This is a genomic window from Bacillus sp. FAU18 (assembly GCF_056033885.1).
Window position 1 is genome coordinate 1,397,574 of sequence record NZ_JBVYHZ010000004.1, and the last position, 23,715, is coordinate 1,421,288.

Here is a 23,715-nt window from a genome sequence, read left to right on the forward strand (position 1 = left end):
ATGGGGAAAACAGGATACATTGGTGCTGCCATTGTTGTGGCCGCTTGTATCATTATTTTATCGGCCGTGGTATGTTTACGGGACACAGTCTATTACCAGCCTATGCGCTGGACTGGCATCATACTGTTTTTCACGGGAATTGTGATGGTTCCCGCATACTCAGCAAAAAGAAAACCCGGAAAAGAGAAGTAATTCTCTTTTCCGGGTTTTTATGTTTATTATAATTTTCCCGCGCGAATATCGTCTGTCATCCCCTCATAAGGAGCCTTCGAAATCACTTCTTCGTTGTCGACTCCTTCATTTTTCAGAAATGTAATTTCCGCAAATTCAGGTACAACGTATTTTGGATACGTTTCATATTTTTCGCGGGATTCTTTCATCAAATCAATGTGGTCATTTTGGTAGCAAACCGTAATTTCAGGATGTTCATGCACCCATTTCGGGAAGAAAATAATGCCATGCATGCGTTTTTCATTTGGCATAAAGTTTAATGAAACATCCGTGCCAGTCGGCTCTGTCCAAGACACTTTATATACGCCTTCTGTCAGTTTGACAATATTCACTTCCTGATCTCGAACCCAGCGTCCGGCAACCATTCCGCTATGAATTCTATAATCAATTGTATGGTCATTTTTAATATAAATCTCGTATTCCCAGCCGTTTTCATACGTATAAATCATGTGGCTTCCGATAAAGTTTTCCATTTTTCACACTCTCCTTAGTCTTTTACTGTACTTCATAAATGTCTAGTCGAACGTAATCAGGGGTTCTTTCTGCGGAACCGATAAACAAGCGGTCATGGAGCCATTGATAGGCTTCACTGCCTGTTTCAAACGTCGGTACCGTACGGAAATAAACATGCTCAGGATCAATAATTTCCCCGGCTGCCGCTTGTTTTCGAAACGGCTCGCTGACTTGCCGTAGTCCATTGTTTTCAATGTAAATCAGTTCATGATCTGCTGTTTCAATCACATACCTGGCAGATAAATCGGTTCTGCCGTCAGCGCGAATCATTTGTGAATCGGCACCGCCCGGCAAAATACGTCCCTTTACTTCCCCGGTTATTGTTCCCGAACGAATCGGAATGAATCGTCTCAGTCCCAGGCCTGTCTCACCAATCGTGATAGGCGGATCAACCTTGATTTCTAAAGAGGCGAATGGTTTTAAAGCCGGCTTCTTCACGAGAACCACCTCACCTCCAGAAAAAAATCATGTAACTATTTACATGTTTACTTTAACACTATTGCAGTTAACTGTCAAACAATAGGAACATAAAAAAACAAGGACTGTTTGAAGACAGTCCTTGGCTGAAGCTAGCTTTGATAAGCAAGATATGTGCTGACAGTGCTTTTGGCAAGACAGGCAGAGGAATCTATCATCGGAATCTCACTTTGAATATGATTTAACAACGCATTTAAATCCGTGCAGGCTGAAATGATGATGTCTGCATGCTGACTGATTTCTTCATATAGCGTCTGCCACAATACTGGTGTATGCTGCATATGATTTGGCTGTTTGATTGCGGCGATTAGCTGGTTCACAGCCTGCTGCCAATGGTCCTTGTGAACAACTTCTTTTCCATTTTCCTTCAGAACTTTTTGGTAGATGGCGGATTGGATGGTTGGCTCTGTTCCTAAAACAACCGCTTTTTTTGCAGGCTGCGGAATCTCTTTTATCGTTTCCTCAACAATATGTAACATAGGAACCGACAGTGCCTGCTGAATCTCTTCATAGTAGACATGCGCCGTATTACAAGGCAGCGCAATGAAATCAACGCCTGTTTTCTCGAGCTTTACCGCCCCGTCGATAATCGCTTTTTTCATCTCAGCATGGTCAATTGGACGATCTGCATAGAAGGGCGTCGGGCATGAATAGATCATCATGTGCGGGTAGTCAATATCGTTTGAAGCCCCATACAGCTTCTGACAGTAATCAATCACCTTATCAATAAACGGCGAGGTCGATTTCGGCCCCATTCCGGCTAATATTCCGATCATCAAATTCATTCCTTTCTAATTCGTACGGACTGCTTCTTCCTCTGAGCCATCCTCATAGAGGATAAAGCTTTTCGCAGCATCCTCACCTAACGTAAACTCGACTTCAACAGACAATGATCGCAGAAAGAAACGTGTTTCCGAGAAAGGAAATAACTCCAGTCTCAGCTGTCCGGTGATCTCCAAATAAAGCCGTTCATTCTCGGCTGTCACCTGTGCAGCCGTCCCATCCTGCAACAGGTAGCTGCCAACATAGCGGCTGTATATCGCCGTATCAATAGCTTTTTTCTTTTTATCAGCAGGACGTTCCGGGACCTCATATGGCTGGCCAAATAGAATATGTTCCGCCGCCTTCAGAATCGCTTGTTCATATTCAGTATCCTCTTCCTTATTACTCAAATAAATCAGCGTTTTACGATGATCGATATATCGGATCATCATCGTCGAATAGCCGGGCCATCCTCCGCTGTGGCTGACAATCCGCCCTTTTTCAGGACTGTTTTGCAGTACCCAGCCAAAGCCATAATCAATTGTTTCTCCATTGTTGAGGTGCACTGGAGAAAACGCAGATTCCTTAGAAGCCTTGCTGATTAAATCGTCCTCATATAAAGCCTGATCAAATCGAAACAAATCACTTGTGACAGAGTTCACAGTCCCGTCTCCCTGTATGCCATCGAGATACACAACATAGTCCGTTTCCTCTAAATCATCAGGGAGGACGTATGTTTCGGAATGTACATCATACACATATCCATATGCATAATGATCAATTCGCTCAGGCGAAAGCCTCCTGTTATACACTCTTGTTTCATTCATGCCGGCCGGTAAAAAAATACTTGTTTTCATAAAATCCGCATAGCTCATGCCAGATGCTTTTTCAATGATAACCGCCAGCAGCACATACCCCGTATTGCTGTACATCCAGCCTTCATTCGGCTCAAAATAACCAGATAGCCCCTCATTCATCAGCATTCCTGATTCACCGCAATCTTGTGTGAATCCCAATTGGCAAAAAACCATCCCATATAATCAGGAAGCCCTGACGTATGGTTCAATAAATGCCGAATCGTTACGCCCTGATACGGAAAACCGGGCAGCCAGCGATCCACTTTATCCTCATAGCCAAGAATCCCCTTCTCCTCCAGCAAGATGATTTCCAATGCTGTAAAAGGCTTTGACAAAGACGCTAACTCAAACAAAGAGTTGGTTTTCAACGGGCGTTTTTCCGTCATTTCCGCATAACCAAAAGAGTGATGATATAAAATATCGCCACCCTCCGCAGCCAGAACCGTCCCGTTAAACTGATGTTTTTCGCCTAATGTCTCAAATAACGTCTGAAGATGCTTTCTTTTATTCTGCTTCATTCCTCCACCTCCTATTTCTATGTACGTTACTAAGCTATTGGCGTTTCAAATATTTTGAAAATAATAAAAAAGCTGATCAATCCTCAAACAGGAAAAATCAACTTTAATATAGCGGTATTAGATCTGCATGAATCAAAAAATCCCCTTTTATGAAGTCGGAGAAGGAACTCTAGCGGCTGCAAAATGGGTTCTCGTAGTCGCTTGAATGACTCCGGCGGCAGTACTCCTCATTGCAACTGTCACCGTATCTCCGGCGTTTAACTGAAGAATTTCAGTTATTGCTACGACTGCCGGGATGTTCCCTGCTTGAGATTTGTTATTTCCGCCTACCACATTTTGATTTACGAGAAATACGACTTCTAAGTTGAAGTCAACAATTGCATTCGGTTGAAACTCAACTGATGCATTAAGAGAATACACGCCTGCTGTTCTCGGTGAAAATGTAGATGTGCCGGGATTATATTCATTCGCCAAATCAAATTGCACATTTTGAAAAAGGACTCCGCTAGCTGCATTTGCAGCCACTGACAGATTCGCATTGCTGGTAGCTCGGAAAGCAGAAATAGGCTGGTTACTATTTGCCGTAATTGGTGCGAAGAGCTGGTTTTGTTGAGCTGGCGGGGTATTTCCATTTCTGCCTTGCATGACACTTGGTGATAAAAGAGGTTCCGGTCGATCGTTCCTCATAATCCATTTAGTTGGCCGTGGCGGCATAACTTTTTCCTCCTTATAAGCCTTAAGCTTCTATCTTTTTTTGCTAGTTAATACATTATTATATTGATCGTTACAGACATTGAAACGGTATCTGCCCGGACTGTACTCAAAAATAGAAATAACAGCAGCATGTTCCCAAAACGAATTACTGCTTTTTAATCCAAGAGGCATGCTTCACCAAGGCATCAGCTAATCTTATATGAAAAACCTCAGTTAGAGATCCTTTTTAATCGATCAATAGGAAAATGAGATATTGTCATATTTTCTGAATTATGATGAAAAAGGCAACTTTATGCCCATGCAACAGAAGCTATAAAAAATACAGAGAATGAAAAGAAACAGATAGATTTTTTAGTTCTTTAGGCCCGTAGTCCGCAAATCCTTTTATGATTTACTATCAAACAAAAGAGGAAAATAGACCAATTGCAATCCAAACGAGAGTCTAATAGAATGAGGTCGAAAAGTAAATCGCGCGGGTTTGTTACTGATAAAGCAGGCAAGACCTAAAATGTGTAAAGGGCAAAGTGTATACTTTGGCGTCACCCCTTACATATTTTAGGTCTTTTTTTATTGTGCGTAACTAACTTGCCATCTTCAAACAGGAGGGCTGGAAGAAGCAGACCGCTAACACAGTACATAAAAAAGGAGACATGAACGATGAACATCAAAAAGTTTGCAAAACAAGCAACAGTATTAACCTTTACTACCGCACTGCTGGCAGGAGGCGCTACTCAAGCGTTTGCGAAAGAAACGAACCAAAAACCATATAAGGAAACGTACGGCATTTCCCATATTACACGCCATGATATGCTGCAAATCCCTGAACAGCAAAAAAATGAAAAATATCAAGTACCTGAATTCGATCCGTCCACAATTAAAAATATCTCTTCTGCAAAAGGCCTGGACGTTTGGGACAGCTGGCCATTACAAAACGCTGACGGCACTGTCGCAAACTATCACGGCTACCACATCGTCTTTGCATTAGCCGGAGATCCTAAAAACGCGGATGACACATCGATTTACATGTTCTATCAAAAAGTCGGCGAAACTTCTATTGACAGCTGGAAAAACGCTGGCCGCGTCTTCAAAGACAGCGACAAATTCGATGCAAATGATTCAATCCTGAAAGACCAAACACAAGAATGGTCTGGCTCAGCGACATTCACATCTGACGGTCACATCCGTTTATTCTACACTGATTTCTCCGGTAAACATTACGGCAAACAAACACTGACAACTGCACAGGTTAACGTATCAGCATCAGACAGCTCTTTGAACATCAACGGTGTAGAGGATTATAAATCAATCTTTGACGGTGACGGCAAAACGTATCAAAATGTACAGCAGTTCATCGATGAAGGCAACTACAGCTCAGGCGACAACCATACGCTGAGAGATCCTCACTACGTAGAAGATAAAGGCCACAAATACTTAGTATTTGAAGCAAACACTGGAACTGAAGATGGCTACCAAGGCGAAGAATCTTTATTTAACAAAGCATACTATGGCAAAAGCACATCGTTCTTCCGTCAAGAAAGTCAAAAGCTTCTGCAAAGCGATAAAAAACGCACGGCTGAGTTAGCAAACGGCGCCCTCGGCATGATCGAGCTAAACGATGACTACACACTGAAAAAAGTGATGAAACCGCTGATTGCATCTAACACAGTAACAGATGAAATTGAACGCGCGAACGTCTTTAAAATGAACGGCAAATGGTATCTGTTCACTGACTCCCGCGGGTCAAAAATGACGATTGACGGCATCACGTCTAACGATATTTACATGCTTGGCTATGTTTCTAATTCTTTAACTGGCCCATACAAGCCGCTGAACAAAACTGGCCTTGTATTAAAAATGGATCTTGATCCTAACGATGTAACCTTTACTTACTCACACTTCGCTGTACCTCAAGCGAAAGGAAACAATGTCGTGATTACAAGCTATATGACAAACAGAGGATTCTACGCAGACAAACAATCAACGTTTGCGCCAAGCTTCCTGCTGAACATCAAAGGCAAGAAAACATCTGTTGTCAAAGACAGCATCCTTGAACAAGGACAATTAACAGTTAACAAATAAAAACGCAAAAGAAAAATGCCGATATCCTATTGGCATTTTCTTTTATTTCTTATCAACATAAAGGTGAATCCCATATGAACTATATAAAAGCAGGCAAATGGCTAACCGTATTCCTAACCTTTTTAGGAATATTGCTGTTTATCGACTTATTTCCAAAAGAAGGACATGACCAAAAAACAAAATCAAAACAGAAGCCGGACTACCGGGCGGCATATCATTTTACGACGCCGGATAAATGGAAAAATGACCCTCAAAAACCGATCTATTTTGATGGCAAGTATCATTATTTCTATCTATATAACCGGGATTACCCAAAAGGCAACGGCACAGAATGGCGCCATGCCGTCTCAGAGGATTTGGTGCACTGGACCGATGAAGGCGTGGCGATTCCGAAATATACGAACCCGGACGGTGACATTTGGACCGGTTCCGTCGTGGTGGATAAAGAGAACACAGCCGGCTTCGGGGAAAATGCGCTTATCGCGATTGTGACACAGCCCTCAGCCAAAGACAAAAAACAGGAGCAATATTTGTGGTACAGCACAGATAAAGGAAAATCATTTACATTCTACAGTGGCAACCCCATTATGCCTAATCCGGGTACAGACGATTTCAGAGATCCGAAAGTCATATGGGATGACCAGGATAACAAATGGGTCATGGTCATGGCTGAAGGATCAAAAATCGGCTTTTATGAATCCGATAATCTTAAGGACTGGCATTACACAAGCGGATTCTTCCCAGAACAGGCGGGAATGGTGGAATGTCCCGACCTCTACATGATGCGGGCAAGCGACGGAACGAATAAGTGGGTTCTCGGTGCCAGCGCGAATGGCAAACCGTGGGGCAAACCAAATACGTACGCCTACTGGACCGGAAGCTTCGACGGAAAAGAATTCAAAGCGGATCAGACTGAAGCCCAATGGCTTGACTATGGCTTCGACTGGTATGGCGGTGTGACATTCGAAGACAGCAAAAGCACAGATCCATTAGAAAAGCGGTACGCGCTTGCCTGGATGAACAATTGGGATTATGCCAACAACACCCCGACAATGAAGAACGGCTTTAACGGCACAGATTCTGTCATACGCGAACTCCGGCTGAAGGAGCAGGATGGAACATACAGCCTCGTCTCACAGCCGATTGAAGCTTTGGAGCAGCTGACTGTTTCAACTGACGAAATAGAGGATCAGGATGTGAACGGATCAAAAACATTGTCGATAACAGGTGATACGTACCAGCTTGATACGGATCTTTCTTGGTCAGAGCTAAAGAATGCAGGCGTCAGGCTCAGAGAATCAGAAGACCAAAAACGCCATATTGATGTCGGTATTTTCGCTGAAGGCGGCTATGCTTATGTCAATAGAGCAGCCACAAATCAGCCTGACAAAAGCAATACCTATGTCGAAAGCAAAGCTCCTTATGATGTAAACAAACGTAAGGTGCATTTGAAAATACTTGTCGATAAAACAACGATAGAAGTATTTGTTGGCGACGGGAAAACCGTTTTTTCAAATGAAGTCTTCCCAAAGCCTGAAGATAAAGGAATTACCCTTTATTCTGACGGCGGCACAGCCTCCTTCAAAAATATAACAGTGAAACACTTTGATTCGATTCATGAATAAAAACAGGGGCGGCGCAGGCTGCCCTGTTTTTTTATTAGGAGCGGTATTCTCTGTTACATATTGGGCATTGTAAGAAATATAAGGCTGGTTTCAAAGGAGGAAGCGAATGTCTAAACAAGGAAATTTTCAAAAATCAATGTCGCTGTTTGATCTGATTTTGATTGGGATGGGAGCCATCTTTGGATCAGCGTGGCTATTCGCTGTCAGTAATGTCGCTTCAAAAGCAGGGCCCTCCGGCGCTTTTTCCTGGATCCTCGGAGGAGCCATTATTTTGTTAATCGGGCTTGTATATGCGGAGCTCGGAGCCGCTCTGCCCCGTACCGGAGGCATCATTCGATACCCCGTTTATTCACATGGCCACCTTGTCGGCTACTTAATTTCGTTTGTCACAATTGTCGCTTATACAAGCTTGATTTCAATTGAAGTGACAGCTGTGCGCCAGTATGTGGCCTATTGGTTTCCCGGCCTGACCATTAAAGGGTCTGATTCGCCGACCATTTCCGGCTGGATCTTGCAGTTTGCCCTATTATGCTTGTTTTTCCTGCTGAATTATTGGAGCGTCAAAACCTTCGCTAAGGCGAATTTCATCATATCGATTTTTAAATATATTGTGCCGATTACCATCATTATTGTGCTGATCTTTCATTTTCAGCCGGAGAATTTATCCGTTCAAGGATTTGCACCGTTTGGATTTACAGGTATTCAGGCTGCCATCTCGACAGGCGGCGTCATGTTTGCGTATCTCGGCCTGCATCCGATTGTATCTGTAGCAGGTGAAGTCCAAAATCCAAAACGCAATATCCCGATCGCTTTAATCATTTGCATCATCGTTTCAACCATCATTTATACTGTTTTGCAGGTCACCTTTATTGGTGCAATCCCGACAGAAACACTGAAACATGGCTGGCCGGCAATTGGCCGGGAGTTCTCATTGCCGTTTAAGGATATTGCGGTCATGCTCGGGTTAGGCTGGCTTGCAACGCTTGTCATTTTAGACGCCATTCTGTCTCCCGGAGGAAACGGGAATATCTTTATGAATACGACATCCCGCCTTGTTTACGCCTGGGCGCGTAACGGCACATTATTTGGCATATTCTCAAAGGTCAATAAAGATACGGGGACACCCCGCGCTTCGCTTTGGCTTTCGTTTGCCCTGTCCATTTTCTGGACACTTCCCTTTCCTTCGTGGAACGCGCTCGTCAATGTCTGTTCAGTCGCGCTCATTCTTTCATATGCGATTGCACCCATTTCTTCAGCTGCGCTGAGGGTCAACGCGAAGGACTTAAACAGGCCGTTTTATTTAAAGGGAATGAGCATTATCGGGCCGCTTTCCTTTATATTTACAGCGTTTATCGTGTACTGGTCAGGATGGAAAACAGTCTCCTGGCTGCTCGGTTCACAGCTCGTGATGTTTTTGATCTATCTCTGTTTCAGCAAATATACGCCTAAAGAAGATGTCAGCCTCGCTCAGCAGCTGAAATCAGCCTGGTGGCTTATCGGGTTTTATATTATGATGCTGATCTTTTCCTACATCGGTTCTTTCGGACATGGTTTAGGGATTATCAGCAATCCCGTCGACCTCATTTTAGTCGCGATCGGCTCACTTGCGATTTATTACTGGGCAAAGTATACCGGGCTCCCAAAAGCCGCCATTGATTACGATAAATAAAGAAGCAAGAGGTTTCTTGCTTCTTTATTCTTTACAAACATACATACACGCGATAAAATGAATGAGAGTCAGTCATTATTGGAGGTGTTCCTCATGCCAAAACAAACATCGGGCAAATATGAAAAAATTCTGCAGGCTGCCATAGAAGTCATTTCTGAAAAAGGCCTCGACAAGGCTTCTATTTCTGATATTGTCAAAAAGGCCGGCACTGCCCAAGGAACATTCTATTTGTATTTCTCATCTAAAAATGCCCTCATACCGGCCATTGCAGAAAATCTTCTCACCCATACACTTGATCAAATCAAAAGTAGGCTGCATGGGGAAGAGGATTTTTGGACCGTTTTAGATATATTAATTGATGAGACTTTTCTCATTACAGAACGCCATAAGGATATTATTGTCCTCTGTTATTCCGGGCTTGCGATCGACCACTCCATGGAAAAATGGGAGACGATCTATCAGCCTTATTATTCCTGGCTTGAAACAATTATCAACAAGGCCATTGCAAACCATGAGGTAACGGAAGGAATCAATTCAAAATGGACGGCCAGAACAATTATCAACTTGGTCGAGAACACTGCGGAACGATTCTATATCGGATTTGAACAAGATGAAAATGTTGAAGTGTATAAAAAGGAAATTTTTACTTTCTTAAAACGGAGCTTAGGCACTGCTTAAAAAATGACTGGGTAACACCGCTCATTTTTTAATGTTCTAAAAATGACTGACGTTCATTCATAAAATAGAGAGGTGTTTCATTTGAATTGGGTTCTTGTTTTTATTGCAGGGCTTTTAGAAGTTGTTTGGGCCTCTTCCCTCAAACATGCTGATTCGCTTTTGGATTGGATCATCATTTTTATCTTAATCGCGGTCAGCTTTATCCTGTTGATCCGCTCTTATCAAAAAATCCCGATGGCCGCGGCGTATACTGTGTTTGTGGGAATCGGAACCGTCGGAACATATCTGACTGGAATTGTTCTGGGCGAATCCTTCTCAGCAGCCCAAATGTTCTTTTTAGCTTTATTGCTGGCTGGCATTTTAGGAATGAAATTATTTACGAAAGAAAGCAAATCTCAGCCGGGAGGTGAACAATAATGGCATGGTTTTTATTAGTGATTGCCGGCATAGAAGAAATTATAGCTGCCATTGCCATGAAATATATAGACGGAACAAGAAAAAAATGGCCGATCATTGTGATGACTGTTGGATTCGGCTTATCCTTTTACTGCCTTTCCCAAGCAATGATGGTCCTGCCTGCCGGAGTCGCTTATGCCGTCTGGACTGGCATTGGAAGCATTGGCGTTTCGGCGGTCGGGTTCATCTGGTTTAAGGAGCGGTTTCAGCTTTCACAGGTGATTTCACTTTGCCTTATTCTAGCCGGCGTCATCGGCCTGCGTCTTACGTCATCTTCATAAAATAAAGGCATATACAGCTGTATATGCCTTTGCTATTAAGCTTCGTGATGTTTTTGAAGATGAAGCGGCGGCGGGATGAGCCAGCCTTTGTTTTTTAGCAGCCTTAAGTATTTTGCGCCGGTTGCCGCTTTCGACATATGAAATTGCCCAAACATCATCGCAATATCCTCACGAATCGATTGCCCCATCATTTTGCTGCATGTCACAAGACCTGCAGCATTTGCTGCTGCCGCGGAGGCCGCCACATCCGGATCGAGAAACCGTGCGCCAGGCGGAATATCGTTAAGATCTGCTGTCGGCGGTTCAGGAGAAGCCGGCGGCAGCGCCACCCCGTTTTCTTTCAGGAGCGTGCTGACCTGTTTGATTTCATCTTGGCATTTTTCAATAGACTCACGAAGCAGCTTCTTCAGGTCGTCATCACCGACATGATTCAATAGCATTTGGTAATTGCCGACCATTTTATTGCCCGCCATCACATAACTCCACAAGCCGAATACCTCACCATAATGCATCGGTTCATCCTGCGGATTTCCGCTTAAAATACCCATGTTCATCCTCCTCGCAAATTCAATATCGCATACATTCCATAACGTGCCCGGTAGGAGGAAAATTTATGTTTCAGCAAGAAAGATTTATGAAACAAAACAAAAAAGACAAGAGCGGCAAATCGCCAAACCCTTGTCTTTCCTGTTGTTCTATTGGACGCGCTCGGAGGGATTCGAACCCCCGACAGACGTGGTACCGGAAACCATTAAAGAACTTCATATTATATATTTATTATCCTTAAATATATAATACACTTTTCTAAACGTTTCATTTTCATTAGTTATAATTACTATGTTACCCATATTGATTTACAAGTTTAACCAAAATTAAAATGAATTGAATGTTTGCGTATTGTGATTTTCCTTTACATTAAATCTGTAAATTTGACGGTTTTATTTTAAAGTACCGTTATTCAACATTATTATAATTTTCCCTTTAAATCAGCTATTAATTGTTGTCGAAATAAGGGGTCGTTAGTTATCTTTTGAAGAAATGGCTGATAAACATGATCAATCCATAACATATCTAAACGAGTCATGTCCTCAATAAAAAAGGCCAATGAGATGGAATCTGACGCAGTTTCTTTAAAAATAGCCGACGTCATAACAAATAAGGTAGAGCCTCCTTTATACCAAATACGGTTTTCTTGAAGGTTCGGCGGTCCTGTTATCTCATCTAATATTCCTTTTTCCACTTCACTTAAAAGGTCCCCGGTTCCCAGACGATACATTAATCTGGCGTAGTTTTCACTAGATGAAGATGGAAGTTTCTTCGTGAACTCCCTTTGTATATCAATATGATTAGCAGAAGAAAGTGAGGATATTAACGAATCAGCTTTACCATGCACAAGGGCATCGAAAGTTTCTCCTGAAATATCCATGAAATATTTTTGCTTCATCTCTTTCATATAACCAGAGATTTCTTTCGTTTTTTTCTTTTCATATTTTTTTAGATAAGGAGCGACTAACATCGAAGAGTTTATAGAAAAAACAGGCGTGTGATTATCAGGTAAATATATATCAACTATTTTTTGGATATTGTCTTTACCGATCCTTAAGTAAATATAATCAGTACATGCATTTGAACTGTATCTCATCATACCAATGAGCACTTCTTTCATCGTCACAATTTGACCAATATTCTCTTTGCTCTTCCAATTATCGTGTGCTCCTCCGTCGGTATTCGGAATATAAAATTTATCTATTTCAATGATACTGACAGTATCATTGAAACTTATCTGATTTTTTCTTGCCTCATGTACAAATGCTAGCAAAAAAAGGATTTTCACTGTACTGGCTAAGGGAAACATCTTACTTCCATTATGATTTAAAAGGATTTGATCATTTTGTATAACAGTCAGCGAAAAGCGCTCAGGGTGAGATAACATAAAACGTGTCAAATCCTCAACCGTTCTATTTCGATCCTTTCTTTTCAAAAATGCCGCTAGGCCAAAAAAACCGAATATAAAAACAGCTACTATTAGTATTAAAACAATGAGGAACAAACTATTACCCCTTTCTCTGCTTCTGATTGAGGCCGCATGCCCCATGATTACATTGCCCATAAGGAATTATTTTTCTTTTTGAGGCAATCAAATCATATATCCTATCGCTAACATGAAACAACTTAGCCAAGAGGAGTATCATATACAATACCCATAGCAGAATAACCCGCTTGCTTATTTCGATAAAAGTATCTGCACCAGAGACGATGCCCTTTTCCAACGTCTTTCCATGCATTCGTTTTTCTAATTCTTCTATACCTATCTCATCATTAATAGTTGATGTCTCATCACGAAAGGATTCGAAAACAATTAAATTGAGCCAGTCCGCCCTCTTGATACGTTTTTTCGTTTTAGTACATAACGGGCACCATGCATCATAGTATACAGTCATTTTCCAGTGAGCTTGAAATTTTCGCATTAATTTTTTCCTTACCATCCAATTAAGCTTATGTCTCAATTGCTGATAACTAAAGAATAAGCGATTGTACTCCTTATCGGTAAAAATCACCAATTCAATCGCAATCATGACAATAGAGAATGAATATAAACCCATTCCAAATGCAATACCTAAATGTAGTAAACAAACCATTAAGACAGCAAGCCATTTTGTTTTTTTGTTTATAATAAGAAAAGGAAAAGCAATTTTTAATAATACACTAGAATAACAAATCACGACGCTTAAATAGATGTGTTGACTAACTACTGACTGAAGAAAAGGCATCGCAACCGTTTTAACTTGTGATATATAGTATAAAGCTGTTCCATTATTCCAAGTTTCACCCATAATTTGATAAATAGCAGACGTAACATATACAATACAAACTTGCATTATACAAAACAAAACAACAAAGTACTGAATAATATTAGCGGTAGTTTTCCTACAGTCAGATACATAAGCCACTTTTTTTCGTAACGCTGCATCTATAGAAAAATACTTTGTAGTATTTGCAAACAAGAGATAAAAAAGTGTAATTGCCATTAAATTGTCGCCACCGTCCCCAATATATGAGAAACGAACATATAATGAATAGAACAAAACATAATTCAAGATGCCCATGAGCCGGCCTTTAAAACCTAGAGTAAATAGAATTGCTGACACAATGCCAACGTGATATATCGCATCAAAGTATTTTAAGGATGAAGTTACATTATACAATGAATATGTAGTTGGTTTCATAACATTATGAAATGTATTGATACCATAATCGGAGAACAAGAAATACCTTTGATTATAATGAATTAAATAAAAATATAAAATGAGCAAACCAAATACAATACGAAGCAAGCTCACCCCAATATAAAAACGTTCTTTTGCAAAATAGGAGATAACTCTGTTAGTGATACTGTTATTCATAATATTGTTCCTCCACTCTCATTAAAAAAATGGAACCACTTTATTATTGAACGTTTTCCATTTAAATGTAGTGCTTTGTTCTAATTTCTCACCTTTATCATTGTTATCCCGTAGAGAAAACGGAATCGGTTTCACTGTATCTATTCTTACTCTTATTCTTTTTATTGTTTTAGGATTATAAATTGATTTAGCATACGAACTTGCATAACGATACACATTTTCCTCGCCAATCTTTTGGCTCTTCTCTATCTCTTTTGTTATAGCTTTTACCTGTTTATCATTTTCAGCTGCTTTTTTTAAGTATTGAAAAATGACATCATCTTGATTAGTTCCAAAAATATCAGAAGAAAGCCCATCTATAATTCTAACAATTCGATTGTAAGGGGTTACGATTTTAGTGTGATTTTGGTCTTTTAAGGGGGTAGAAATGTCAATCCACTCGTTCTTTCCCCTCGCTTTTCCAGTATCAACCTTCATATATATATTTGTATTAGTTGTAATAGGATCCGGCGCAAATAGATGCCAATTCTGTTGGAATAAAGTATTTGTGTAACGATCAGAAACAGGTTTGACCGCAAGAGCTAACGGATTAGGGGGTAATACAGTAGACAAAATTAAAAAGAAATGTACAACGAAAGTAACTAATAAAATAAACAACAAACCAATAATAAAAGTTTTATTTTTATTCATCAAAATCCCCTCTATTAAAAAAAGGGGGACTATAATAATCCCCCTTCCTTATAAATTATTTTTTGTCAAAAATAACATCCATATCTTGTACCTCTTCGTTTGAAGGCTTAGCTATACCTAACCCTCCATTGTCTAAAAACATATTCAAAGCTTTGCCTCCATAATGCTTTGCAGCTTCAGTCCCATAAACCCAGGCTTTTTGAGCTAGGTTCCCAATGCCTGCTGCATTAGCATCTTTGCCTTCCTGAGAGACATTTTCCAGTTCAACTTTTTTTGTTTCTAATGTTGCTGCCGAAGCCGACGAATACATTACAGACCCCAGAATTCCAGTTCCAATAGTAACAGCTATAACAAATCTTTTAAGCTTCACAAAACTCCTCCTTTTATTTGTATTCAAATCCAATATTAGGAATAAAAGTTTAATATGTCAAATTATTATAATTAATGTGAAAATATTATTTTATAGGTGAAAATGACCTCATTTATACGAATTCATTCTATTACGATTCGTTTAATATTAAACTAAAGTAAAGTTTTTTTGACTAGATTTTGTATTGTAAATAGAGTTCAAAAAAAAAAAATGGGTATTAAGAACTTTTTTATTCAGATATTAATTCAATAGAGTTGTTATTCGTTAAAAATAGTGCTATCAATTCATTACCTTTAGGATTTTCCATTTAATCCACAGTATGTTATATTTTACATCGCAATACTCAGCTGAAACATTAAGTTATAAAGGAGCTTTTAAATGAGGAAATCAAGTAATATCTGGGCAGTTGCAGTGATTATTGGGACGATCATTACCTTATTTTCATTCGTCTTCCTACGTGATACTGATTTTTATGCTGTCCGGTGGGTAGGAGTCGTTATTATGGTTGTAGGATTTGTTTGTGGCCCAACCTACATAGCACCGAAAAATAAAAATAATCGTAAAAAAGATACCCGATAGGTTAGTTAGTCTTACCCCTGTCAAGTAGACAGCATAAAAAAACTAAGCAACCAGTGTGTTACGGTATTCTATCGGAGCACACTGGTTTAAATTTTTCTGGAATCGTTGATATAACTGAATAATCTTTAATGTTCTTGTGTAGCTCTATTTCAATTTGGCATGAAGAAAAGTATGGTGTGAGAAAAACAATTCGATGCATACATTATCCAGACCGTTACCCTTACGAGAATGACTGCCCTTCAAACAAACGGTTTCGAATCGCTTATGATATGTTTTTGTTGTGTATTGGGATCCTTGATCAGAGAGTGGAGCTGTCCACTACAATATAGGTAATACCGGTTACATATAGCTGGTTAGGTCGATTGGTTTAAAATTCTCGGTTCAGTCAGTTTGATTGAACAATCGATGCCTTTCTTCCAGAATAACGTCCCTTTTTTTCGAATGATCGATGGATGTTCATCTCTTTCATCAACCTGTCAACACGCTTATGGTTGACGGAAAAGCCTTCTTTCTTTAACAGCTACAGTAATTCGGATAGTCATAGAAGGGGCGCGAATGGTGATTCGCCATAATGTGTTCTTTAATCAACTGATCTCTCTGATACCTTGCCATTCGAACCCTTTGAGTCTTGCACCATTTTTAGTATCCTTATCTTGACACCTTGGCGATACCGCCAGCCATGTAATCGGATAACGTTTTTTTAGTTATTCAACCTGTACCTTTAGATAATCTCGTTCTTCCTCAACGCTTTTAAACGTTGTCTTAGGGCATCCTATAAAAAGGTTGTCTGACTTTTTATTCTTTCCCCGTTGCTCTTCAAAATACCACGGCGTTTTTTACCCAATTTTTTGAGCTGGTTTGAACTCTGAAGCCCTTATTCTTCAGATAACGCGTTACAGCGCTTTAGTTCCTTCTACATGCAAGTTGACGGCTTTCATGTTAATTTCTTTCATATAGTGGTAAAAATGTTGTCCTTTTCGCGCCATAAAAAATCCCCTACTAGTTGATAGCCACTGCCGAAAAGTGAGCTGTTAAACTTGTAAGGGATAGTATTTATTTTTTCATATTAAACTTATTTAAACCTTTTTTATAGATCTCTAACCTCTTTTTCGTATAAAAAATGATTTCGAAAATTATATAAGCACTCAAGGGCATTAGGATTGTACGCACTCTATAACATCTGCTGAAGATATTTGACACATCAGAAAGCTCTTACTCCTATAATATATACAGGAAACAGAATCCTTAGTTTTTCATTACTTCACACAAAAAAGACAAGAGCGGCAAATCGCCAAACCCTTGTCTTTCCTGTTGTTCTATTGGACGCGCTCGGAGGGATTCGAACCCCCGACAGACGTGGTACCGGAAACCACCGCTCTATCCAACTGAGCTACGAGCGCAGAATGACTGCGTTATGAGAACGTCAGCACAACTAATTATACGATAATTCCATTCAAATAACAACCCTCTATTTCGAGAGGCCGTTTTTTAAATAGACAAAGCATCTTAATTGGCAATCTGACATACGATGGTTTGAACCCCTGTATTTTTGGGGAAAATGGGAAAAAGAGACGACTTTGCATATCAAGCCAGCTTTTTGTTTGACCTTTATTGACCAAAAATGTATCATGTAACTACATACTTACCTAAAAGGTGAAGGAGGAGCATTATGAATTTAATACCTACAGTCATTGAACAAACGAACCGCGGGGAAAGAGCGTATGACATTTATTCTCGTCTATTAAAGGATCGTATCATCATGCTTGGATCTGCGATTGATGACAACGTTGCGAACTCCATCGTGTCACAGCTTTTATTCTTAGCAGCAGAAGACCCTGAAAAAGAAATTTCTCTTTACATCAACAGCCCGGGCGGCTCTATTACAGCCGGTATGGCGATCTATGATACCATGCAGTTTATTAAGCCGAAGGTTTCTACAATTTGTATCGGTATGGCTGCGTCAATGGGCGCGTTCCTGCTTGCAGCCGGCGAAAAAGGCAAACGCTATGCGCTTCCAAACAGTGAAGTCATGATTCACCAGCCACTTGGCGGTGCGCAAGGTCAGGCGACAGAAATTGAAATTGCCGCGAAACGCATTCTCTTGCTTCGCGACAAATTAAACAAAGTCCTTGCTGAACGTACTGGCCAGCCGCTTGAAGTGATCGAACGCGACACAGACCGTGATAACTTCAAGTCTGCTGAAGAAGCGCTTGAATACGGCCTGATTGACAAAATTTTGACTCACACAGAAGACAAAAAGTAATAACACAACCTGCAAGAGCTGCGTCTCTTGCAGGTTTTTTTCATTTCAAGGAATTGACTCCCTTAAACACTTTTTATTCTATACTGCTCCCATTCCTCATGTAACAGCTCAAGCGTCAAATCATTCGTCTGCCTCACAACCAAATCAGCACCAAGCATCGGCTGTCCTTGACCGACACCAACCGCAAACATCCCCGCAGATTTGATTGCAGAAATGCCTGCTTCTGCGTCTTCTATTGCCGCGCAATCAGCAGGGGAAACATCGAGCATCGCTGCAGCTGTTAAAAAGATGTCAGGATCAGGCTTCCCCTTCGCAAGAGCCGTCGGATCAACAATGGCATCAAAATCATCGATAATTGCCAATCGTCTTAAAATCTCGGGGGCATTGCGACTTGAAGATGCTAACCCGATTTTTATATTTTCGTTTTTCAATTGACATAGGAGCCTGCCAATCCCCGGTAAAAGATCTTCCGGCGTCAATTTGCTGATCAACGTTTGATAATCGTGATTTTTCTGATGCATAAGTTCTTGTTTCTCCGCATTTGTATACTTTGTTTCCGCACCGCCAGAGATCAATATGCTTTCAAGTGACTCTTCTCTGCTGATTCCTTTTAGCCTTTCATTCATGTCTCTGTCAAAGCGGATATTGATTTGTTCTGCGATGTGCTTCCAAGCGAGAAAATGATATTCAGCCGTATCTGTTATCACTCCGTCTAAATCAAAAATGACCGCTTTCATATACTAATGACCATCACAGCTTCATAAGGTTTGAGGCTAATACTCTTTAAGTCAGCCCGCTCCTGCGGATAGTTTGAAATCAGCACTTTCCAACGCTCATGAATCAGTTCTGGAGGCGCTTCGAACAGAGCCTTTTCTTCCGATAAATTCACAACGACAAGAAGCTTTTCCCCTCGATATTCTCGGAGGTAAGAAAAGACCTGCGGATCATTCTCCTGCAACAGCTGATAATCGCCATATATCATAATCTTATATTGCTTTCGTAATTGAATGAGCTTCTGATAGTAAAAGAAAATCGAATCTTGATCTTCCAAGGACTCTTTCACATTGATATCTTGATAGCGGGAATTTACCGGTATCCATGGGTCTCCGGCTGTGAATCCCGCATGTTTTCCGGCATCCCACTGCATAGGTGTTCTCGCATGATCCCTTCCTTTTATCATCACGGCTTTGACAAACTCTTTTTCTGACATCGTTTTGTTTTCGACGACTAGTTCACGATATGCATTCTTTATTTCAAGATCATCATACATCTCCAGCGGCATATCGCTGTTGACCATGCCGATTTCTTCTCCCTGGTAAATAAACGGCGTTCCTTTCATGCCGTGCAAAACCGTTGCAAATGCCTTCGCACATTCCTTACGCAGTTTCCTGTCATTGCCCCAGCGGGAAATAACCCTCGGCTGATCATGGTTCTCAAAATAAAGGGTATTCCAGCCGACATTCATTAACCCGGTCTGCCACCTTGTCATCGTCTTTTTTAAAGCAATCAAATCAAACGGCTTGATCTGCCATTTCCCATTTGGCGAGTTTTGTTCTGTATCAATATCCATATGTTCAAATGTAAAGATCATATTCAGCTCTTGCCTGCTTGCATCTGTGTACTTTTTCGCCTCTTCAATATCAGAGCCGTTTGCCTCTCCGACTGTCATGCAGTCGTAATGAGAAAGCACTTCCCTGTTCATCTCTTGAATAAACTCATGAAGACGTGGGCCGTTAGAGTGATAACGGCCGACAATATAGCTGCGGCTATGATCCGTTTCGTAGTCCGGAAAATCGGTGTATTTAGAAATAGAGCCGATCACATCCATCCGCCAGCCGTCAACGCCTCTATCCATCCAGAATCTCATTACATCATAAACTTCCCGGCGAACGGCTTCGTTTTCCCAATTTAAATCAGGCTGTTTTTTCGAAAAGTAGTGCAAATAATACTGCCCTGTTCCTTCATCGTATGTCCACGCTGAGCCTGAAAAGATCGATCCCCAATTATTCGGCTCTGAGCCGTCCGGTTTAGGATCTTTCCAAAAATAATAATCCCGGTAAGGATTGTCCTTCGACTTGCGGCTTTCAGCAAACCAAGCATGCTCATCTGATGTGTGGTTCACGACCAAATCCATGACGATTTTCATTCCGCGTTTATGGACTTCATCAATCAGCTGAAACATATCTTCATTTGTCCCAAACTTTTCATACATGTTTTTGTAATCGCTGATATCATATCCGTTGTCATCCTGCGGGGAATCAAATACCGGGGAGAGCCAGATGACATCCGCCCCGAGATTTTTGATGTAATCCAGCTTTTGAATCACACCTTGCAAATCCCCGAATCCATCTCCATTGGCATCATAAAAACTGCGCGGGTAAATTTGATAAACGACAGCTTCTTTCCACCATTCACTCATTAGGCGTTCTCCTTTCACATCGTCCCTGTAGGACAACTGGTTCCTCATAAACGTTCATGTGCAGCGGCTCGCCTTTTACAAGCTCAAAAATAACGCGCTTTTCGTCAACCGTCACATTGATTAATCGATTTCGATAATTGATGTTGAATGAATATTCGTCCCATTCTTTCGGCAAAAACGGAGCAAATGACAGCGTCTCATTCGCGGTGCGCATGCCTGCAAAGCCATGAACGATTGCCAGCCAGCTACCCGTCATTGAAGTAATATGCAAGCCTTCTTCCGTATCATGATTGTAATTATCAAGATCAAGCCTTGCTGTGCGCTTATATAATTCGAGCGCTTTCTTTTCCAGCTTGAGTTCGGCTGCGAGAATCGCATGGACAGAGGGCGATAGGCTTGATTCATGAACAGTCATCGGCTCATAAAATTCAAAATTTCGCCGTTTTTCTTCTATTGTAAAACGGTCATTAAAAAGATAAATGCCTTGGAGAACATCTGCCTGCTTAATAAAATTGGAGCGGAGAATCTTGTCCCATGACCAATTCTGATAAAGAGGCCGCTCCGCTGGATCTAATTCGTCAACTGCTTGCAGGTCTTTGTCCAAGAACGTGTCATGCTGAACGAAAATTTGCAGTTCTTCACTAAATGGATAGTACATGTGCTGGATGATTTCTCTCCAGACTTTCAATTCTACTTCCTGCACATCCAGAAGGCGGCGTTTCTCCGCTGAGATACTTTCGAGACTTTGTAGAGTATACTCCAACGTCCAAGCCGCAATGACATTCGTATACCAATTGTTGTTAACGTTGTTTTCGTATTCATTCGGCCCTGTGACGCCATGGATCATATACTTATTTTTTCGTTTCGAGAAGTGAACACGGTCGGCCCAAAATCTGCTGACTGCCACAAGAACGTCTATCCCGTATTCTTCCATATAGTTACGGTCGCCTGTATAATTGATATAATTGTAGATCGCATAACAGATCGCGCCATTGCGGTGAATTTCTTCAAAGGTGATTTCCCATTCGTTGTGGCATTCATCACCGGTGAACGTCACCATCGGATAAAGTGCCCCCTTCATCCCCAATTTTGCCGCGTTGCGTTTAGCAGCCTCCAACTGATGATAGCGATACAAAAGCAGGTTTTTCGTCACCTCCGGCTCGGCTGTCGCCAAATACATCGGAACGGCGTACGCCTCAGTATCCCAATATGCTGCACCTCCATATTTCTCGCCAGTAAATCCTTTCGGCCCGATATTCAAACGGGCATCGCCCCCGTAATACGTCGAGAATAACTGAAAGATATTGTAGCGGATTCCTTGTTGTAGCTCCTCATCTCCTTTAATCTCAATGTCCGCTTTTGCCCATCTTTCCTTCCATCGATCAGTGTGCCTCCGTTTTGCTTTTTCATAGCCGTTCTCAACCACATCCGCCAAAAGCTCTTTGGCTTTCGTTAAAAGCTCTTCCTCCCGAAAATCACGGGAAGTCGTGACAATCACAAACTTTTTCAATGATGCCTTCGTTTGATAACTGTAGCGATTCTCGACATACATTTCAGTCGTTTTAAAGCTTTCATGGACAAAACCCTCCGTCTCGTTTGCCATTGCGGCTAAAACCGTGAAGCGCGGTGTTCCAAATGGATTTTCGATTGTTTTTGTCGCTAAATGGCCGCTGTGAGAATCAGCACCTTTCGCTTCCTCCTGCCAAAACTGTTCTTGGTAGTTAGAATCTTCATTTGCCACATTTCCATCCAGGTAAGGAACAAGCGTAATGACAGCATCTCCCGTCAGGCACTCCGCTTCATAATGAATCGCACAGAGTTCTTTTACAGCAAGGCTAAGAAACCGCTCAGACCTGATTCTGACGGATTTATCTTGAATGCGGACAACAGCGCTTCGCCGCAGAATCCCCTCTTTCATATTGAGTTCTACCTCAAATGATTCGATTGGGTTTTGATGGAGATCGATTTTTTCACCGTCAACATATAAGCCTATGCCCATAAAGTTCATTGCATTGATCACTTTTCCGAAATATTCTGGATACCCGTTTTTCCACCAGCCTACTCGCGTTTTGTCGGGGAACCACACGCCTGCAATATATGTGCCTTGGTGACTGTCGCCTGAATAGCCTTCTTCAAAATTCCCTCTGACCCCCATATAACCATTGGCAAGAGACGTCAGGCTTTCCAGCAGCCGTGTATGCTCCTTATTAAATGTATTTGTTTTGATTTTCCATTCATCAATCTCAAATAACCGCTGATTTATCATCATTTCCTCCCGAATGTAAGTTTCCATTATCACGGCGGGTTTTGGTCAAATATCTAAATGCAAAAGAGATCATCAAAGTAACGCCACACGAATGGATCATCAATACAGTAATCAAATCAAAATGAACCATGCCGATAGCAGCTGCCGCAAATGCCGGCAGTGCTGATGCGCAAATCGCTATAGAGGCCGCTTCCTTGAATGATGCAATAGAGACCATGTTTGATATTTTTGTGATCCAGAGGCCTCCGGTAAGAACAAACGTTAACAAAAGCTGGATCATAGAAACCACCGTATATGCCAGCATCATGATCATCGGCTTATACTGTGCCAACCATAATGTATCGATCAAAACCTCTACATCATGGACGTTTGGTTTCTCGAGCTTAACGTCCATTTTCGCATAGCCAACAGAAAACCCCGTTTCGTTTTGATCGGTGATCACCAGTTGATCAGGTTGAAATATGATGGCGTTTTCAAATCCAGTTACTTTCAATCGCCCATTCTCACCGCTTGTCTCATATTCATGCTTCATATCGACTGCCATCACATTCTGCCCATCTTCAATCCTCTCAGAGCTCTTCCCGCCTTTTAGTTTTCCGTTCCTGATTTTAAAACCCTGTAATTGATCAGCAAATTGATCATTAACCCCTTGAATCGCTGACGGCATGAAAGATGAAACGCTGAAGCGATCCATTTTCACAAACGAAACCGTTAACGGCGCCATTAAGCAGGCCGTTAAAAACATAAAGAGAAAAGAGAGCTGCAGCCAGCTGAAGGTATTCCCGTAGCGGCAAACACCTGATGGAGATGCAGCCGCTTTCAGGCAGCGGATGATAAAGCTTTTATTCTCCAGATTCTTCATTG

22 protein-coding genes, 1 tRNA gene and 1 pseudogene are annotated in these 23,715 nt (G+C 41.3%); 8 read left to right on the forward strand and 16 right to left on the reverse strand.

Translation table 11 applies throughout. The features are described 5' to 3' along the window. On the forward strand, positions 1-192 hold the full coding sequence (locus tag AC0OMU_RS18350) for a hypothetical protein (protein WP_014480958.1): 192 nt from the start codon (positions 1-3) through the stop codon (positions 190-192). Between the two features lie 26 nt (positions 193-218). Here AC0OMU_RS18350 and padC read toward each other — a convergent pair whose 3' ends face one another. From padC to AC0OMU_RS18375, 5 genes and pseudogenes are all read right to left on the reverse strand, one after another. Further along, positions 219-704: a phenolic acid decarboxylase gene (gene padC, locus AC0OMU_RS18355; RefSeq protein WP_003219868.1), complete on the reverse strand. Its 486-nt coding sequence runs from the start codon at positions 702-704 to the stop codon at positions 219-221. Positions 705-726: 22 nt separating this feature from the next. Beyond that, positions 727-1,182: a DUF3237 domain-containing protein gene (locus tag AC0OMU_RS18360; RefSeq protein ID WP_047183587.1), complete on the reverse strand. Its 456-nt coding sequence runs from the start codon at positions 1,180-1,182 to the stop codon at positions 727-729. 131 nt (positions 1,183-1,313) lie between these two features. Continuing rightward, on the reverse strand, positions 1,314-1,997 hold the full coding sequence (racX, locus tag AC0OMU_RS18365) for a broad specificity amino-acid racemase RacX (RefSeq protein ID WP_015483727.1): 684 nt from the start codon (positions 1,995-1,997) through the stop codon (positions 1,314-1,316). 15 nt (positions 1,998-2,012) lie between these two features. Beyond that, a pseudogene (locus AC0OMU_RS18370) lies at positions 2,013-3,358 on the reverse strand (serine hydrolase). A gap of 147 nt (positions 3,359-3,505) precedes the next feature. Further along, positions 3,506-4,072 carry a C1q-like domain-containing protein gene (locus AC0OMU_RS18375; protein WP_474241404.1) on the reverse strand — a complete coding sequence of 189 codons (567 nt, stop codon included), beginning with the start codon at positions 4,070-4,072 and terminating at the stop codon, positions 3,506-3,508. 657 nt (positions 4,073-4,729) lie between these two features. Here AC0OMU_RS18375 and sacB point away from each other — a divergent pair. From sacB to AC0OMU_RS18405, 6 genes are all read left to right on the forward strand, one after another. Next, positions 4,730-6,151: a levansucrase gene (gene sacB, locus AC0OMU_RS18380; RefSeq protein ID WP_046340268.1), complete on the forward strand. Its 1,422-nt coding sequence runs from the start codon at positions 4,730-4,732 to the stop codon at positions 6,149-6,151. Between the two features lie 74 nt (positions 6,152-6,225). Continuing rightward, the gene (gene levB / locus AC0OMU_RS18385) at positions 6,226-7,776 is read left to right on the forward strand and encodes a 2,6-beta-fructan 6-levanbiohydrolase (protein WP_474241405.1); all 1,551 of its coding nucleotides are present in this window, start codon (positions 6,226-6,228) and stop codon (positions 7,774-7,776) included. A 106-nt stretch (positions 7,777-7,882) separates the two neighbouring features. After that, positions 7,883-9,445, forward strand: a complete 1,563-nt coding sequence (gene aspP, locus AC0OMU_RS18390; RefSeq protein ID WP_003228228.1) for an aspartate/proton symporter AspP — start codon at positions 7,883-7,885, stop codon at positions 9,443-9,445. Positions 9,446-9,538: 93 nt separating this feature from the next. Next, positions 9,539-10,123, forward strand: coding sequence for a TetR/AcrR family transcriptional regulator (locus AC0OMU_RS18395; RefSeq protein WP_474241406.1), 585 nt, complete (start codon positions 9,539-9,541; stop codon positions 10,121-10,123). A gap of 81 nt (positions 10,124-10,204) precedes the next feature. Next, on the forward strand, positions 10,205-10,540 hold the full coding sequence (locus AC0OMU_RS18400) for an SMR family transporter (RefSeq protein ID WP_014480966.1): 336 nt from the start codon (positions 10,205-10,207) through the stop codon (positions 10,538-10,540). Continuing rightward, positions 10,540-10,860 (forward strand): DMT family transporter, encoded by a 321-nt coding sequence (locus AC0OMU_RS18405; RefSeq protein WP_474241407.1) that lies wholly within the window; start codon positions 10,540-10,542, stop codon positions 10,858-10,860. Before AC0OMU_RS18400 ends, AC0OMU_RS18405 begins: the two co-directional genes overlap by 1 nt. A gap of 35 nt (positions 10,861-10,895) precedes the next feature. On the opposite strand, the gene AC0OMU_RS18410 is transcribed toward AC0OMU_RS18405, so the two are convergent. From AC0OMU_RS18410 to AC0OMU_RS18440, 7 genes are all read right to left on the reverse strand, one after another. Continuing rightward, complete coding sequence (locus tag AC0OMU_RS18410) at positions 10,896-11,408, reverse strand: DUF3231 family protein (RefSeq protein WP_474241408.1); 513 nt, start codon at positions 11,406-11,408, stop codon at positions 10,896-10,898. A gap of 419 nt (positions 11,409-11,827) precedes the next feature. Further along, entirely contained in the window at positions 11,828-12,910 is a 1,083-nt protein-coding gene (locus AC0OMU_RS18415) for a serine hydrolase (protein ID WP_015483732.1), read from the reverse strand. A gap of 4 nt (positions 12,911-12,914) precedes the next feature. After that, entirely contained in the window at positions 12,915-14,264 is a 1,350-nt protein-coding gene (locus AC0OMU_RS18420; protein WP_015483733.1) for a DCC1-like thiol-disulfide oxidoreductase family protein, read from the reverse strand. A 21-nt stretch (positions 14,265-14,285) separates the two neighbouring features. Next, positions 14,286-14,954 carry a DUF5819 family protein gene (locus AC0OMU_RS18425; RefSeq protein WP_015384720.1) on the reverse strand — a complete coding sequence of 223 codons (669 nt, stop codon included), beginning with the start codon at positions 14,952-14,954 and terminating at the stop codon, positions 14,286-14,288. 55 nt (positions 14,955-15,009) lie between these two features. Then, positions 15,010-15,324 carry a hypothetical protein gene (locus tag AC0OMU_RS18430; RefSeq protein ID WP_015483734.1) on the reverse strand — a complete coding sequence of 105 codons (315 nt, stop codon included), beginning with the start codon at positions 15,322-15,324 and terminating at the stop codon, positions 15,010-15,012. 964 nt (positions 15,325-16,288) lie between these two features. Then, complete coding sequence (locus AC0OMU_RS18435; RefSeq protein ID WP_141770194.1) at positions 16,289-16,423, reverse strand: IS3 family transposase; 135 nt, start codon at positions 16,421-16,423, stop codon at positions 16,289-16,291. 804 nt (positions 16,424-17,227) lie between these two features. Further along, positions 17,228-17,303, reverse strand: a tRNA-Arg gene (locus AC0OMU_RS18440). Positions 17,304-17,572: 269 nt separating this feature from the next. Between AC0OMU_RS18440 and clpP the strand changes: the two genes are divergently transcribed. After that, entirely contained in the window at positions 17,573-18,166 is a 594-nt protein-coding gene (gene clpP, locus AC0OMU_RS18445) for an ATP-dependent Clp endopeptidase proteolytic subunit ClpP (protein ID WP_003228214.1), read from the forward strand. Positions 18,167-18,228: 62 nt separating this feature from the next. Here clpP and pgmB read toward each other — a convergent pair whose 3' ends face one another. The 4 genes from pgmB to AC0OMU_RS18465 are packed head-to-tail and all read right to left on the reverse strand — an operon-like array spanning position 18,229 to position 23,713. Next, complete coding sequence (gene pgmB, locus AC0OMU_RS18450; RefSeq protein ID WP_015384722.1) at positions 18,229-18,903, reverse strand: beta-phosphoglucomutase; 675 nt, start codon at positions 18,901-18,903, stop codon at positions 18,229-18,231. Then, positions 18,900-20,585 (reverse strand): oligo-1,6-glucosidase, encoded by a 1,686-nt coding sequence (gene malL / locus AC0OMU_RS18455; RefSeq protein ID WP_015483736.1) that lies wholly within the window; start codon positions 20,583-20,585, stop codon positions 18,900-18,902. Before malL ends, pgmB begins: the two co-directional genes overlap by 4 nt. Then, a complete protein-coding gene (gene mdxK, locus AC0OMU_RS18460; protein ID WP_015483737.1) occupies positions 20,578-22,851 on the reverse strand; it encodes a maltose phosphorylase in 2,274 nt (757 codons plus the stop codon). Before mdxK ends, malL begins: the two co-directional genes overlap by 8 nt. After that, positions 22,829-23,713: a DUF1189 domain-containing protein gene (locus AC0OMU_RS18465; protein WP_015483738.1), complete on the reverse strand. Its 885-nt coding sequence runs from the start codon at positions 23,711-23,713 to the stop codon at positions 22,829-22,831. The genes mdxK and AC0OMU_RS18465 overlap by 23 nt, the downstream gene beginning before the upstream one ends. Positions 23,714-23,715 lie beyond the last annotated feature (2 nt).